This window comes from Variovorax sp. LjRoot84, from assembly GCF_964254305.1.
Classification (GTDB): domain Bacteria; phylum Pseudomonadota; class Gammaproteobacteria; order Burkholderiales; family Burkholderiaceae_C; genus Variovorax.
Window position 1 is genome coordinate 3,447,456 of record NZ_CAXUTE020000001.1, and the last position, 14,086, is coordinate 3,461,541.

At 67.9% G+C, this 14,086-nt stretch carries 14 protein-coding genes; 4 read left to right on the forward strand and 10 right to left on the reverse strand.

The window, feature by feature from the left end:
* Nucleotides 1–23: 23 nt before the first annotated feature.
* From ACSQ9I_RS17255 to ACSQ9I_RS17295, 9 genes are all read right to left on the reverse strand, one after another.
* Nucleotides 24–1,034: an alpha-ketoacid dehydrogenase subunit beta gene (locus ACSQ9I_RS17255; RefSeq protein WP_436295642.1), complete on the reverse strand. Its 1,011-nt coding sequence runs from the start codon at nucleotides 1,032–1,034 to the stop codon at nucleotides 24–26.
* On the reverse strand, nucleotides 1,031–2,014 hold the full coding sequence (locus tag ACSQ9I_RS17260) for a thiamine pyrophosphate-dependent dehydrogenase E1 component subunit alpha (protein WP_093103554.1): 984 nt from the start codon (nucleotides 2,012–2,014) through the stop codon (nucleotides 1,031–1,033). Before ACSQ9I_RS17260 ends, ACSQ9I_RS17255 begins: the two co-directional genes overlap by 4 nt.
* 19 nt (nucleotides 2,015–2,033) lie before the next feature.
* Entirely contained in the window at nucleotides 2,034–3,749 is a 1,716-nt protein-coding gene (locus tag ACSQ9I_RS17265) for an FAD-binding protein (protein ID WP_436313874.1), read from the reverse strand.
* 7 nt (nucleotides 3,750–3,756) lie between these two features.
* Entirely contained in the window at nucleotides 3,757–5,112 is a 1,356-nt protein-coding gene (locus ACSQ9I_RS17270; RefSeq protein WP_436304298.1) for an aromatic ring-hydroxylating oxygenase subunit alpha, read from the reverse strand.
* Nucleotides 5,113–5,247: 135 nt separating this feature from the next.
* A complete protein-coding gene (locus ACSQ9I_RS17275; RefSeq protein ID WP_436295639.1) occupies nucleotides 5,248–6,450 on the reverse strand; it encodes an acetyl-CoA C-acetyltransferase in 1,203 nt (400 codons plus the stop codon).
* Nucleotides 6,451–6,475: 25 nt separating this feature from the next.
* A complete protein-coding gene (locus ACSQ9I_RS17280) occupies nucleotides 6,476–7,054 on the reverse strand; it encodes a nuclear transport factor 2 family protein (protein WP_436313875.1) in 579 nt (192 codons plus the stop codon).
* Nucleotides 7,051–7,863: an SDR family NAD(P)-dependent oxidoreductase gene (locus tag ACSQ9I_RS17285; protein WP_436313876.1), complete on the reverse strand. Its 813-nt coding sequence runs from the start codon at nucleotides 7,861–7,863 to the stop codon at nucleotides 7,051–7,053. Before ACSQ9I_RS17285 ends, ACSQ9I_RS17280 begins: the two co-directional genes overlap by 4 nt.
* Before the next feature lie 8 nt (nucleotides 7,864–7,871).
* Nucleotides 7,872–8,678: an SDR family NAD(P)-dependent oxidoreductase gene (locus ACSQ9I_RS17290; RefSeq protein WP_436313877.1), complete on the reverse strand. Its 807-nt coding sequence runs from the start codon at nucleotides 8,676–8,678 to the stop codon at nucleotides 7,872–7,874.
* A gap of 56 nt (nucleotides 8,679–8,734) precedes the next feature.
* Nucleotides 8,735–9,457, reverse strand: coding sequence for an SDR family oxidoreductase (locus tag ACSQ9I_RS17295; protein ID WP_436313878.1), 723 nt, complete (start codon nucleotides 9,455–9,457; stop codon nucleotides 8,735–8,737).
* A 207-nt stretch (nucleotides 9,458–9,664) separates the two neighbouring features.
* Between ACSQ9I_RS17295 and ACSQ9I_RS17300 the strand changes: the two genes are divergently transcribed.
* The 4 genes from ACSQ9I_RS17300 to ACSQ9I_RS17315 all read left to right on the forward strand — a co-directional run bounded on the left by ACSQ9I_RS17300 (nucleotide 9,665) and on the right by ACSQ9I_RS17315 (nucleotide 13,160).
* Nucleotides 9,665–10,819 (forward strand): serine hydrolase domain-containing protein, encoded by a 1,155-nt coding sequence (locus tag ACSQ9I_RS17300; RefSeq protein WP_436295634.1) that lies wholly within the window; start codon nucleotides 9,665–9,667, stop codon nucleotides 10,817–10,819.
* A gap of 121 nt (nucleotides 10,820–10,940) precedes the next feature.
* Nucleotides 10,941–11,780: an IclR family transcriptional regulator gene (locus ACSQ9I_RS17305; RefSeq protein WP_093103566.1), complete on the forward strand. Its 840-nt coding sequence runs from the start codon at nucleotides 10,941–10,943 to the stop codon at nucleotides 11,778–11,780.
* A gap of 328 nt (nucleotides 11,781–12,108) precedes the next feature.
* Nucleotides 12,109–12,591, forward strand: coding sequence for a hypothetical protein (locus ACSQ9I_RS17310; protein ID WP_436313879.1), 483 nt, complete (start codon nucleotides 12,109–12,111; stop codon nucleotides 12,589–12,591).
* An 8-nt stretch (nucleotides 12,592–12,599) separates the two neighbouring features.
* Complete coding sequence (locus ACSQ9I_RS17315; protein WP_436313880.1) at nucleotides 12,600–13,160, forward strand: aconitase family protein; 561 nt, start codon at nucleotides 12,600–12,602, stop codon at nucleotides 13,158–13,160.
* Nucleotides 13,161–13,168: 8 nt separating this feature from the next.
* On the opposite strand, the gene ACSQ9I_RS17320 is transcribed toward ACSQ9I_RS17315, so the two are convergent.
* Nucleotides 13,169–14,068 carry a LysR substrate-binding domain-containing protein gene (locus tag ACSQ9I_RS17320; RefSeq protein WP_436313881.1) on the reverse strand — a complete coding sequence of 300 codons (900 nt, stop codon included), beginning with the start codon at nucleotides 14,066–14,068 and terminating at the stop codon, nucleotides 13,169–13,171.
* Between the last annotated feature and the right edge of the window lie 18 nt (nucleotides 14,069–14,086).

Genomic DNA, 14,086 nt, shown 5'->3' on the forward strand with positions numbered 1-14,086 from the left:
CGGTCGTTTGGGATGGTCGCGCTTCAGTCCAGCGTCTTGCGGATCGCCGCCTCGATCGTCGCCGGCTGCGGCACGTGGGCTGCCTCCAGCGTCTTGGAGAACGGCACCGGCGAGTGGTTCGCGCCGACGCGCTGCACCGGCGCCTTCAGCGCGCTGAACAGGTGCTCGTGCAGCAGCGCGGCGATCTCGGCGCCCACGCCGAAGCGGCGCACCGCTTCATGCACGACCACCGCGCGCCGCGTCTTCGCGACCGAGCTCAGCAAGGTGGCCTCGTCCAGCGGCGAGATCGTGCGCAGGTCGATCAGCTCGACCTCCACGCCTTCCTTCGCCAGCTTGTCCGCGACCGCGGCGCAGTCCTGCACCATGCGGCTGTAGCTGATCACCGTCACGTCGCGGCCTTCGCGCAGCACCTTCGCCTTTCCGAGCGGAATGCGCTGGCCGAGCTGCGGCGGCGCGCCGGGCGTCCAGTAGCTCGGCATGTTCTCGATGAAGAGGCAAGGGTCTTCGTCGAAGATGCACGACAGCATCAAGCCGTAGGCATCGGCCGGCGACGACGGCGCCACCACCTTCATGCCGGCGGTGTGCGCGAACCAGGCCTCGAGGTAGTCGGCATGCTGGCCGCCGGTGCCGAAGCCGGCGCCGGTCATCGTGCGAATCGTGATCGGCACATGCGTCTGCCCGCCCGACATGTAGCGCAGCTTGGCCGCGTGGTTGACGATCATGTCCATCGCCACCGCGGTGAAGTTCATCAGCATGATCTCCGCCACCGGCCGCATGCCGACGATCGACGCGCCGATCGCCGCACCGATGATCGCCTGCTCGGAAATCGGCGTGGAGCGCACGCGCGAGGTGCCGTACTTGGTCGAGAGCCCCTTGGTCACGCCGACGATCCCGCCCTCTTGGCCGTCGGCAATGTCCTCGCCGAGCAGGATGACGTTCGGGTCCAGGCCCATTGCTTCGTCGAGCGCCAGGTTGACGGCCTGGATCGTGTTCATCGGCTTGACCTTGTCGAGCACGGTGCTTGTCGTATTCATTGCGCAACCTCCTCGGCCAGCACATCCCGCTGCAGTTCGGACAAGTCCGGCACCGGGCTCTCCAGCGCGAAAGCCACGGCCTCGTCGATCTCGCGATCGATCGCCGACTCGAGCGCCGCCAGCTCGGATTCGGCCACGCCTCCTTCGATCAGCCAGCTGCGGAAGCGCGGAACCGGATCCCTCGCCATCGCAGCCTCCTTCTCGCCCGGCGCCATGTAGGCGTCCGCGTCGCCGAAGACGTGGCCCTGGAAGCGGAAGGTCTTGGCTTCGATCAGCGTCGGGCCCTCGCCGGCGCGCGCGCGGCTGACGGCCTCGCGCGCCGCCGCATACACCGCCAGCGGGTCGTTGCCGTCGATCGTGACGCCGGGCATCTGGTAGCCCGCGGCGCGGTCGGAGACCTGCTTCGCGGAGGTGGCCAGCTCGTAGCGCGTGTGCTCGCCATAGCCGTTGTTCTGGCAGACGAAGATCACCGGCAGCTTCCAGACCGCCGCCATGTTCAAGGCCTCGTGGAAGGCGCCGATGTTCGAGGCGCCATCGCCGAAATACGCGACGGACACGTGCTTCTGCCCTCGGATCTGCGCCGCCAGCGCCAGTCCGTTGGCGATCGGCATGCTGCTGCCGACGATCCCGGTCGTCACCATCACGCCGGACTCCGGGTGCGTGATGTGCATCGGGCCGCCCTTGCCCTTGCAGGTGCCGGTCGCCTTGCCGGCGATCTCCGCCCACAGCAGCTTCGACGGCACGCCCTTGGCGAGCATGTCGTGGATGCCGCGGTAGATGGTGCAGATCGTGTCCTCGTTCGTGAGGTTCACCGACACCGCGGCGGGAATCGCTTCCTGCCCGCGTGGCGAGTAGTACGGCGCGACGATCTTGCCGGCCTTGATGACCGCGCGGAAGCGATCGTCGCTGCGCTGGATCAGGGCCATGCGGCGGTAGATGTCGACCAGGATGGCCTGGTCGATGCGCGTGTCTGGTGTCATGGATTCGTCCTGGTCGATGTCATTGCAGGGGTGCGCCCAGTGCGTGGTGCGCGGCGATGTAGCCGAAGGTGAAGGAGGCGCCGATGCTCGCGCCCGCGCCGGGATAGCAACGCCCAACCACCGAGGCGGTGCAGTTGCCGGTGGCATAGAGCCCGTGGATGACCGAGCCGTCCTCCCGCAGCACCCGCGCATGCTCGTCGGTGACCACGCCGCCGGCCGTGCCGACGTCACCCGGGTACATGCGCACCGCGTAGAACGGCGGCTTCTCGATCGCGCCGAGGTTGGGATTCGGCGTCACGGTCGGGTCGCCATGGCAACGATCGAAGGCGCGCGAGCCGCGGCCGAAATCGCTGTCGACGCCGCTGCGGCAGAAGCCGTTGAAGCGCTCGAGGGTCCGCGCCAGCCCTGCCCCGTCGATGCCGGTCTTCTTCACCAGCTCGTCGATCGACTCGGCCTTCACCATGTAGCCGCTCTTCAACCACTCCTCGGGCACCTGGCCGGGCTGCGCGGTGCCCCAGGGGTAGTAGGCGCGCTGGCGGCTGTCCATGATGACCCAGCTCGGCACGGCCTTTCCGGTCTCGCGCTGGCGCTGGTACATGCGCTGGCCGATCTCCATGTAGGCGCCGGCCTCGTCGCAGAAGCGCTCGCCGAGCTTGTCGACCATCATCGAGTACGGCAGCGACAGGTCCAGGTGGTGCATGAAGGGCAGCGGCGTGCCGTCGGCCGCATAGCCGCCGGGCTTCGGCGGCTGGCCGTCCGGCGCGAGCGAGGTCACGACCCACCAGGCTTCGTCCATGCAGTCCACCGCCGCGCCGAGCGCCATCGCCCATTCGATCGCCTCGCCGGTGTCGCCGGGGTTGGCATTGGTCCAGGTGGCCGAATTCGGCTGGGGCTGGAAGCGCTGGCGCATCGCCGCGCTGCGCGAGAAGCCGCCGACGTTCATCAGCACGCCATCGCGCGCCTGCACGCGCACCAGCCTGCCGTCGCGCTGCACCGCAACGCCGACGACGCGATCGCCGTCGAGCACGAATTGCGCAAGGGCCGAATCGGTCCAGATCGGCAGCTGCTCGCGCAGCGCGATCTGCAGCATCCGGCCCTGGATCGCCGCGCCCGCGCCGGCGAGCCGCCGGCCGGTCAGCTTGGCCTTCAGCATGCGTCCGACCATCGACAGCGCGGTCTTCTTGCCGCCCCAGGTGCGCTTGGCCAGCATCAGCGACGGGAACTGATCGGTCGGCAGCGGCAGGCTGAAGCCCTTGTAGCGCGACAGCTTCGACTCCCATTCGCCCAGCTCGCGCGTGTCGAAAAGCTCGGCCAGGAGCGAGCGGCCGCGCGGCTCGCCGCCGGGCAGCTCGTCGTAGTAGTCGGACCAGCCGTCGGCGTAGACGAACCTCATGCCCTGGCCTTCGAGGAATTCGACCATCTTCGGGCCGTTGCGCAGAAAGGCATCGCGCCGCGCGGGGCTGGTGCCCGGGCCTTGGTAGGTGACGGCCGCATCGAGGTACTGCCGCGCGCGCTCGGCACTGTCGGCCACGCCGGCGCGTTTCATCACCGGATTGTTCGGCACCCACCAGACGCCGCCGGAAAAACCGGTCGAGCCGCCGATCAGCGGCTGCTTCTCGACGATCAAGGCGCGCTTGCCGAGCTGCTTGGCCGCCAGCGCGGCGCACATCGAGCCGCCGCCGCTGCCGACGATGACGAAGTCGAAGGCCTCGTCCCAGGTTCCGTTGGTCGACATCGTGTCCTCAGGCCCTGCTCGTCTCGTCGAACAGGATCTCGCGCAGCGCGCGGTGGAAGTTCGAGATCGCGGACTCCTGCAGCGGGTTCGTGCGCGCGCCTCGGAAGGCCTGGGACTTCATGCCCTTCTGCACTTCGGTCATGTTGGCGAAGTCCTGCGACAGGATCAGGCCGAAGCGCTCGACGGTGTCGGTCTTCCAGTCGTCCGCGCCCCAATAGAACTCGCGCTCGAGCTTCGGCTCGGCGCCCGGCGCGTAGCGCGCGATCGAGCAGATGTCGTAGAAGCAGGAGTCGGGGTTGTCGCCGTCCGGCCGGGCGCGGTAGAAGAGCATGCCGTCGGGCGACATCAGGAAGATCATGTTCGGGAACACGTGCCAGTCGGTCCCGGCCTTGTAGATCTGCTCGCCCGTGATGTTCGGCCAGCCTGCCCCTTCGGCGATCGCGGCCTCGGCCTGGAACTGGCCCACCTTCATCAGCAGCTCGAGGTGCGGCGTGTCGGGCGAGCACTCGGTGAGGATGCGCCTGGCGGCATCGAGGTCGCGCTGGGTGGTGATCGCCTTGAGCTGGTCCTCCAGGTCGGCGAAGAACTTGACGATGCCGGGGCGCACGTCGTCCGGGACCGGCCGTCCGGTGCGCGGCGACGGCGCGCCCGGCAGCCGCGCCGGCGCCGGGTAGCCGAACATGCCGTGCCTGCCGAAGGTGAAGCTGCGCGTCACGTCGTCGCCCTGGCAATCGAGCAGCTGCGGGTGCGTGCCGAAGACGTGGTAGCCCTCGCTGAAGGCTTCCAGCGCGACCTTCCAGTTGCAGGGCAGGCGCACCGACTTGTACCAGCGGTAGCGCATCTTCTCGAACTCGTAGCAGTCGGTGTATTCCGGCACCGGCGCCAGGTGCCGGGCGAGCGGCTCGCAGGCCGGATCGAAATTGACGAAGACGAAGCCGGCCCAGGTGTCGACCTTGATTTCCGGCAGCGAGAAGTCCTCGTCGCTCATGTCGGGACAGCCCTGCCAGTCGTCGCGATCGACGATGCGGATGACCTTGCCGTCCAGGCTCCATTGCCACCCGTGGAAGCGGCACTGCAGCCTGGCGGCCGACCCGCAGCCTTCGGTCAGGCGCCGCCCGCGGTGCTGGCACACGTTGTAGAAGGCGCGGATCGTGTCCGGCGTCTGGCGCACGACGATGACCGACTCGTCGTTGATGTCGTAGGTGACGTAGTCGCCCGGAAAGGGGATCTCCTCGAGGCGGCAGGCGAGCTGCCACACCTTGGGCCACAGCAGGCGCTTCTCGAGCTGCACGATCTCGCGCGAGATGTAGTGCTCGGCCGGAACGTAGTCCACGCGCACCTTGGGCTTCACGGCGGTATCCACTGTGTGTCTCTCCTGGTTCTGGCTGCACCGGACGCGAGCTGCCTCGCGGGCATCAGGTATCAATAATAGAATGACGTTCTGAAATATAAACGCGTCGAGTTGGCGCTGTCAATGCGGTACGACCCGTGAGGTTCACTACGACCCGGCCCGCTCGAAGAGCGCGGCCAGCCCCTGCCCGCCGCCGACGCACATCGTCTCCAGCGCATAGCGGCCCTGGCGCCGTTTCAGCTCGTGCAGCATCGTCGCGAGGATGCGCACGCCGGTCGCGCCGATCGGGTGTCCGAGCGAGATGCCGCCGCCATTGACGTTGAGCCGGTCGGCATCGTTCCATTCCCAGCCCTTCAGCACCGCCAGCACCTGTGCCGCAAAGGCCTCGTTCAGCTCGACGAGATCGAGCCGGTCGAACGACAGGCCGGTGCGCGCCAGCAGCTTCTTCACCGCGGGCACGGGGCCGATGCCCATGCGCGACGGCTCGCAGCCGGCGGCGGCCCACCCGCGCACCCAGGCCATCGGCTCGAGCTTCAGTTCGGCCAGCTTGTCCTCGGCGACGACCAGGCAGGCGGCGGCCGCATCGTTCTGCTGGCTCGCGTTGCCGGCGGTCACGGTGCCGCCCTTCAGCACGGGCTTCAGCTTCGCCAGCGTCTCCATCGTGGTCTCGGCACGGATGCCTTCGTCGCGCGCGAAGTGCAACGCCTCGCCCTTCTTCGCCGGCACGGCGACGCTCACCACCTCGTGCGCGAAGCGGCCTTCGCGCCAGGCCGCGGCGGCGCGCTGATGGCTGCGCATCGCGAAGGCATCGGCGGCCTCGCGCGAGATGCCGTAGTCACCCGCCAGGTTCTCGGCGGTCTCGGGCATGCCGGAGATGTAGCCGAAGCGGTGTTCGGGCTGCGAGCGCTCGCGACCGCGCTGCAGGCGGTCGTGCATCGTGACCGAGCCGGCGCGCGCGCCCCAGCGCAGGTCGGTGCTGTAGTACTCGATATTGCTCATGCTCTCGACGCCGGCGGCCACGACGACATCGGCCGCGCCGGTCTGCACCTGCATCGCCGCATCGATCACGGCCTGCAGCCCGGAGCCGCAGCGCCGGTCCAGGGTCATGCCCGGCACCGCGACCGGCAAGCCGGCATCGAGCGCGGCATAGCGGCCGAGGCAAGGCGCCTCGCTGTTGGCGTAGGACTGGGCCATCACGACCTCGTCGATGCGCTCCGGGTCGATGCCGCTGCGGGCGACCAGCGCCTTCAGGACGGCGCTGGCGAGCTGGTCGGCGGGCAGCGGCTTCAGGCTGCCGCCGAAGGCGCCGACGGCGGTGCGCAAAGGGGAGACGATGGCAGCCCTGCGCATGCGTCAGTTCCTCGTGAATGCGAGATCAGGGTGCATGGGTCACCGCGCGTCGGGCAACGTCCCCCTGCGCCTCCCAGTAGGCCGCCCAGCTCGGCCAGGCATGCGGCAGGCTCGGCGCGAACTTCGGGCCTTCGTACTTGCCGGGCCAATTCTGGAAGCCCGCGCCCTCGCCGCGGTTGGGGCGCTGCTGCCAGTCGGTCGAGTACCAGTGCTTCTCGTCGCGGCGCTCGAAGCACCAGAGGCCTTCGCTGCGGACATAGCGGTCGAAATAGCAGATGGACATCTCGATCCAGTGGTCCTTGTCTTCGTGTCCGGCACGGCAGTAGACCGTGCCGCTCGCGTGATCGGCGTCGATCAGCTCGATCGTCTGGCCGCACACCAGGTGGACCGAGCGGTAGAAGCCCGTGAGCACATGCCGGCTCGCGTAGTAGCGCTTCAAGGCCTCGCGTCCGATGCCCCAGCGGCCGCAGTCCACATCGGCGGCGAAGAGCGCGGCCAGGGCATCGACATTGCGTGAGTCGACCGCGACGGCGTAGCGCGCGGGCAGTTGCCCGATCGCCAGCTCAGCCTCGACGCGGGCCAGACGCTGCGCCAGATCGCTCACGATGCTGCCTCGCGCTCTGCGAAGTCCGCAACGTAAGGCTGGTGCGCCAGCGAACCGCCGTCGACGCAGATCACCTGGCCGGTGATGAAGCCGGCCTCGTCGGAGGCGAGGAAGACCACGGCGGCCGCGATGTCCTCGGGCCGCCCGAGCCGCGGCGTCAGATGGTGGCGCAGCATGATCTCTCCGACGCCAGAGGCGGCATAGCTGTCCCTGGTCGACGGCGTGACGATCAGCCCCGGCGAGATCGCGTTGCAGCGGATGCCTTCCTTGCCGTGCTGCGTCGCGACGCTCTGCGTCAGCGAGTTGATTGCGGCCTTGGACGCGCTGTAGGCGCTGTGCGAGAGCGCGCCGGCGAGCGCCGCATTCGAGCTGGTGTTGACGATCGAGCCGCCGCCGCGCCGGCGCAGGTGCGGGATGGCCGCCCGGCAAGCGAGCATCGTGCCGCGCAGGTTGACGCGCAGGATCGCGTCCCAGACCTCGGTCTCGACGGTGGCAACCGGCCGGTCGCGCGTCGACGAGAGCCGTGTGTCGGCCGCGTTGTTGTGCAGGATGTCGAGGCCGCCGAGCCGGGAGACGGTGGCTTCGACCATCGCGAGCACCGAGGCCTCGTCGCCGAGATCGACCTGCAGTGCGATCGCCCGGCCGCCCTCCGCCTCGATCGCTGCGACCTGGCGCTCGGCGGCGGCCAGGTCGATGTCGCCGACCGCGACCGCGGCGCCTTCACGCGCCAGCGCCATCGCGCAGGCCGCGCCGATGCCGCCGCCCGCGCCGGTCACCAGCGCCACTTTTCCTTGCACGCGTCCCGTCATGGCTGTCCTCACAATGCGGTGTACAGGCCGCCGTCGACGGGCAGGTTCTGCCCGCTGACGTAGCCCATCAGGTCGCTGCAGAGCGCCACGACGGCGCGGCCGATGTCCTCGCGCGGCGCGCCCATGCGGCCGAGCGGGAACATGCGGAGGTAGGCGTCGCGGACCGCGGGGTTCTGGGCGAAGAACACCTGGGTCGGCTCGGTGGCAGCGGCGGGCTCGATCGCATTCACGGTGATGCCGTAGGGCCCCCACTCGCGCGCCAGCGACTTGACGAAGCCGCGGTCGCCGCCCTTCAACGCCGAATACACCGGATTCATCGCCGCGCCATGCAGCCCGAAGGCCGAGCCGAGCACGATGAAGCGGCCGCTCCCGCTGGCCCGCAGGTGCGGCACCGCGGCCTGGGCGCAATGCAGGTTGCCGTCCCAGGCGACGCGGGCCTGTCGCAGCCAGTCTTCTTCCGTGACCTCTTCGAGCGCGATCGGATGCGCCGAGTCTGCGCCGGCGTTCGCGTTCTGCACCAGGATGTCGAGCCGCCCCCAACGGGCGACGGTTGCTTCGACCGCACGGTTCACCGCCGCGGCGTCGCCGACATCTGCCTCCAGCGCGAAAGCAATGCCGCCCTCGGCGGCAATCAGCGCGACGGTGTCGTCGCAGGTCGCCCCCCGGCGCCCGGTCACGGCCACCCGCGCGCCCGCGGCGGCGAGCGCCAGCGCGATGCCGCGGCCGATGCCGGCGCCGGCGCCGGTCACGAAGGCGACGCGGCCCTGCAGCAGGCCCGCGCCGGTTGTCGTCGTCGTTGCGCTTGCATTGCTCATTGGAGTACCTTCGCCTTCGGCTGCGGTGCGAGCGCCTTCGGGCGGCCGGGCGGCGCTCATGGCACCATCCAGTCGCCGCCGTCGAGGTTGAAGCTCGCGCCCGTCACGCCGCGCGCCCCATCGCTGCCGAGCCATGCGATCACGTCGGCCACCTCGGCTTCCGCCTCGGGCACGCGGCCGAGCGCTGGCGGCGGCGGACCGAGCTCCGGCGTCGGCGGCAGCGCGGCGTCTGCCAGCGAGGGCGCGTAGCGCTGCGCCCCGACGCCGACCCAGTTGAGGCGCATGCCGTGCCGGCCCCATTGCCGCGCCGCCGACTTGACCAGCGTGCGCTGCGCTTCGGCCAGCGTGATCAGCGCGACGAGGCCGGCCGCACCGACCAGCGCCGTCGAAGGGCCGACGACGACCGTCGCCCCGCCCGCCTCGCGCTGCTGGCGATGGACCGCCTGCAGGAAGTACAGGCTCGTGAGCATGCTGCGATGCACGGCGGAGTGCCATTGCTCGGCAGAAAGCGCCTCGAGCGGGCGCGACGCCAGCGCCGCAGGCGTGGCGCCCGCATGCACGACGAGGTCTGCGCCGCCGGCCTCGCGCGTGGCATCCCCGATGGCCGCCTCCGCGTCGGCGCGCGAGCCGGGCGCGACGTCGATCTCGACCACGCGCGCCCCATGCCGCCGCAGCCCGCGCGCCAGCGCAGCACCGAGGGCCAGCCCCGGCATGGCCACGATCGCGCACCGGCCCGCCAGCAGTGCCGCATCGGCGTCTTGCGCTACTCCTTGAACCATGCCTTGCTCCTTTGTCGACCCGGGCCCAGGGCTCTCGAGCTCGTGAAAAAGCGACGTCATTTATTTGAACGTCGTTCTACAATATAAACCAATTGGCGAGGCCTCAACAAGAGCTTCGAGGCTTCTTTTTCGATCGAAGGCCCCGCTGCGCGCCCAGGTCGCCGCTGCCACATCGACCCGTGCAGCCCACCTCGAAAGGAGACCCGCTTGACCCCGCCCATGCTCGACGCCAACCCTCCGGTGCAACGCGCCATCGATGACGCGATCGCCAGCGGCCGCGAGATCGGCATTCAGGTGGCCGCCTACCATCGCGGCCGCCTGGTGGTGGATGCGTGGGGCGGCCTGGCCGATCCGGCAAACGGCCGCCCCGTCGACGGCGAGACGCTTTTCAACGTCTACTCGGTCACCAAGGCCGTCGCCGCGACGGCAGTGCACATGCTGGTCGATCGCGGCCGGCTCGACTACGACGCACCCGTGGCGACATGGTGGCCGGAGTACGCCGCCCACGGCAAAGGCAGAACCACGCTGCGCGACGTGCTGACGCATCGCGCCGGCATTCCGCAGATGCCGGAGGGGATGACCCCGGAGCGCTTGTGCGACTGGCCCTGGATGACCCGCGCGATTGCCGAGCTCACGCCGCTGGCGGAGCCCGGCGCGAAGACCATGTACCTGTCAATGACCTTCGGATGGATCCTCGGTGAACTGGTGCGCCGCGCCGACCCGGACCATCGCTCGCTCGGCCGCTTCGTGCGCGAGGAGATCGCTGCGCCGCTCGGCGCGCCGGACCTCTGGATCGGTATCCCCGATGCTGTCGAGCCGCGGATCGCGCGGCAGTTCGACGCGATGCGGCCGCTCCCGGCCGAGCACTTGCCGCCGCTCTATCTCGCCTCGATGCCGCCCGCGGTCGCGCTGGGACCGGCGGTGTTCGAGCGACCCGAGGTGCGCCGCGCCGAGGTGGCCGGGGTGGGCGGCATCTTCACCGCACGCAGCGAAGTGCGTTTCTGGGCCATGTTGGCTGGCGGCGGCGAGCTCGACGGGGTGCGGCTGCTCTCGGAAGGCCTGGTGGCCACGCTGAACACGCCGCGTGCGCACAGCGACGAGCCCGATCCGGTGATGTTCGGCTTCCCGATCCCGATCACGATCGGGGGTTACTGGTTCGGCGGCGAACATCCACCAGTGTGTTCGGCGAAGAACCCGCGCGCGATCTGCCATCCCGGCCAGGGCGGCTCCATCGGCTGGGCCGATCCTGATGCGCAGCTCGCCGTGGCGATCTGCCACAACCGTCTGTTCAACCCGGCAACACGCGACGAAGACGCGATCCTGACGATCGCCGAGGCCGTGCGTGGCGCATTGAAACTCTGAAGAGATCGCGCAGCGCGTGCCGCGACCTTCGTCAATCGCCTGTCGATGAATCGCCAGAGTCGGTAGGGGGGTGCCCCGGTAAAATGGCGATTCAGCATCCCTGAATGGGCGAAGGATTCGAATGACAAGACAGGCGAGATCGGCGCCGCTGCCCGCGGAAGACCCTGAACGCGACACCACCGGCCCGCGTTCCCTGACGCGCCTGTTGGGATTGTTCGACGTGTTGTCGCTGACGCAGAACGGGATGTCGCTCGCCGAGTTGAGCGCAACGCTGGCAGCGCCGAAAAGCAGCCTGCTGAATCTGCTGCGCCCCCTCGTGGCCGAAGGCTACCTGATCCACAGTGAGGGCAGCTATCGCATCGGCCCCTCGATCATCCGCCTCTCGGCGAGCGTGATGTCCGCATGGAACTTCCCGAAGATGATCCGGCCTTTCATGGAAGAACTCGTTGAACGCACCGGCGAGACCGTTTTGCTCGGCGTGCTCAACCGTGAGGCCGAGGCCGTGGCGTTTGTCGAACTTGTCAATAGCCCGCATCCGGTTCGCCTGCAAGTACCCGTCGGTACGGTTCGGCCGCTGTATGCGAGCCCGACCGGCTGGTTGCTGCTCGCATTTGCCGACAAGGGGTTCCGGGACGCGTACATGGCCTCGGTGCAGTTCAAGATCAAGATGCCGGCCGGGATCGCGAGGGCCTCGATCACGCGCGAGATGGCAAAGATCCGGACTGAAGGTGTGTGCAGTTCCATCGATACCCCTATCGCTGGGGTCGGGTCCGTGATTGCGCCCGTATTCGACGGCAATGGAGAGTGCATCGCATCGCTCACTGTCGCTGGCCCGGCAGATCGATTCCGGAAGGACATGGATCTGCTCAGAGCGACAGTCAAGGAATTGGCGGCGAGGGCTTCGGGCGTCGTCGGGGCTGTCCAGCCGAGCATGCCACCCATCTCAAGCCGAACAGGATGACGCCAGACGGGTGAAAGAGGCGCTGGATGCGGGAAAGACACTTGAGGGAGATAACTGCCTGAGACGCGGCTGACGCTGCGAGCAGGATGGCCGCAACGCAGTCTGAAGCAGTCCATACTCATACGCGCCGCTGCGCGCCCACCACGGCGGGGATAACCGGTCAGCCGTCCCGCTTCGGCATCACGATATAAGCCGATGCGCTCATGGTTCAGGTTGAGGTCTGCCCTCCTCTACTCTCAACATGTGACACGCAATGCCGGAAAACTGCGAAGTAACGACAAGAGATGCCAGAACTTGAGGCTAGCGTGCTCGAATTGCCGTCGAAGCCGTGACATCCTTTGCCGGAATCACCGCCAAGCATTATCGAAATTCACAATCAGTGTCGATTCCGGCATATCTTGTCGAGCAAGCGACCATGGAGGTCATCGCAAGCGGGGGAGAGGGCAGCGTGCGGATCGTCGCGAGTTTGGCCGCACTTTCCAGTTCACTTCCAGCTGATATGGTCAAGGTGCTGGAGAAACATCGCTCCATCAAGGTCAGCTTGAAAGAAGCCTCTTCGGCAGAGATGGTGAAACATATCGTGTCGCTGTTCAATTCCGGCATAGCATGTCGTTCGCATCCGCTCCAGGCTTGCCAGCACCTCCCTCGCTTGGCGTGCCAACGCCAAGCCAGCATCAGTCGGTTCCATTCCTCATGCACCACGCCGCAACAACGGCATGCCGGCGCGCTCCTCAAGCGCGGCCATCCGTTTGCTGACGGCGGACGGAACAGTCGATTCGCGTTCGGCGCAGCGAACGCGACTTCCAGGTGACAGACTGGATGCGCAGCGACGAAGGATTGGACTACGACTCGGAGATCGAGGTCGATTGCTCGGCCTTGGAACCGATGGTCGCGCGGCCGGGCGACCCTGGAAGAGGCGTAGCCGTATCTGATTTGTCGTCCGAGAGAGTGGCGATCGACATCGCCTATGGCGGGTCTTGCACCGGCGGCAAGCTCGAGGACATCGAGGCCTACCATGAAGTCATGAAATGGGGCGCCGATCGTGGCTTGCGACTGGCGCCAGGGGTGGAATTCTTTCTTCAGTTCGGCAGCCAGGACGTACGGGAACGCAGCGATCGCGCAGGGATGACAGCGGTCTTTCTGCAGATGGGCGTACAGCTCGTCGAACCTGGCTGCGGTGCTTGTATCAACGCCGGGCCTGGCGCATCGAGCCGCGCTGAACAGGTCACTGTCAGTGCCATCAACCGCAATTTCCCAGGCCGGTCGGGCCCAGGGTCGTTGTGGCTGGGCAGTCCTTCCACGGTGGCAGCAAGCGCCCTGGCTGGCTACATCGTTTCCTTTGCGAGTCTTAAAGACAAGGTGACTGTTGGCTCACTATGAGCCGATCCTCATCCGAACGCCTGCGCAGGCTTGAGCCGGCTCGCCAAAAAGTCCAGGAACGCACGCTGCACCGCCGTGCTGTGCCGACGTTGCAGATAGACAGCTGACAGCCACATGTCGCTGCGAACGAACTCCGAGAGGACGGGGACCAGCCTCCCGCTTTCCACGTAGGGCTCGAGCATCGCCGACGGCAGATAAACGACGCCTGCGCCGATCAGTGCCACCTGGAGTAGCGGGCCAGCTTCCGTTGCGTCCAGCCTCCCACGGACCTCCACCTCGATGGGCTGACTGTCGGCTTCGAAGCGCCACTTCGCCAGCGCATTCAATGGGGTGCTGATCAATGCGACGTGATGCGCAAGCTCGTTCGGATGGGTAGGTATACCGTGCTTGCGCCAGTACATGGGCGCGGCGCAGACGCTGAGTTCCATGGGCACCAGTTTTCGAACGATCAGGTTCTCGTTGGCCGAAGGGCCGAAGCGCAGCGCGATGTCGACGCCCTCCTCCGTCAGATCGATCCGGCGGTTCGAGAGCACGAGGCTGATGCTGACCTCGGGGTAGTGGCCGAGGAAGTCGTTGATCAGCGCCGGCAATTCCGTCAGTTCCATGCCGTGCGGTGCCGAAACGCGCAGGCGCCCGCTCGGGACCCGCGCGCGGTCCTGGAGCTCGGCGCGTGTCGCGTCGGCCAGTTCCAGGATCGGCCTGCTCCTGTCGAGCAGCAAGAGGCCCGCGTCCGTGAGGCTGACGGCGCGGCTGGTCCGGTTCAGCAGCCGGACGCCGAAGCGGCGCTCGAGGGCTGCGATGTACTTGCTGACAGTCCCCCTCGACAGCGCCAGATGTTTGGCGGTGCGGGAGAAGCTTCCGGAAGAGGCAACCTCGCTGAAGGCGCGCAGGAGATCCAGGCTGTCCACGGCGCCCGCCTTCGTTTG

Excerpts from the sequence above, each read along its gene's own strand:
- ACSQ9I_RS17315 (WP_436313880.1), top strand. The coding sequence starts at position 12,600 with ATGCGCAGCGACGAAGGATTGGACTACGACTCGGAGATCGAGGTCGAT.
- ACSQ9I_RS17290 (WP_436313877.1), bottom strand. The coding sequence starts at position 8,678 with ATGAGCAATGCAAGCGCAACGACGACGACAACCGGCGCGGGCCTGCTG.
- ACSQ9I_RS17295 (WP_436313878.1), bottom strand. The coding sequence starts at position 9,457 with ATGGTTCAAGGAGTAGCGCAAGACGCCGATGCGGCACTGCTGGCGGGC.
- ACSQ9I_RS17255 (WP_436295642.1), bottom strand. The coding sequence starts at position 1,034 with ATGAATACGACAAGCACCGTGCTCGACAAGGTCAAGCCGATGAACACG.
- ACSQ9I_RS17275 (WP_436295639.1), bottom strand. The coding sequence starts at position 6,450 with ATGCGCAGGGCTGCCATCGTCTCCCCTTTGCGCACCGCCGTCGGCGCC.
- ACSQ9I_RS17305 (WP_093103566.1), top strand. The coding sequence starts at position 10,941 with ATGACAAGACAGGCGAGATCGGCGCCGCTGCCCGCGGAAGACCCTGAA.
- ACSQ9I_RS17260 (WP_093103554.1), bottom strand. The coding sequence starts at position 2,014 with ATGACACCAGACACGCGCATCGACCAGGCCATCCTGGTCGACATCTAC.
- ACSQ9I_RS17265 (WP_436313874.1), bottom strand. The coding sequence starts at position 3,749 with ATGTCGACCAACGGAACCTGGGACGAGGCCTTCGACTTCGTCATCGTC.
- ACSQ9I_RS17285 (WP_436313876.1), bottom strand. The coding sequence starts at position 7,863 with ATGACGGGACGCGTGCAAGGAAAAGTGGCGCTGGTGACCGGCGCGGGC.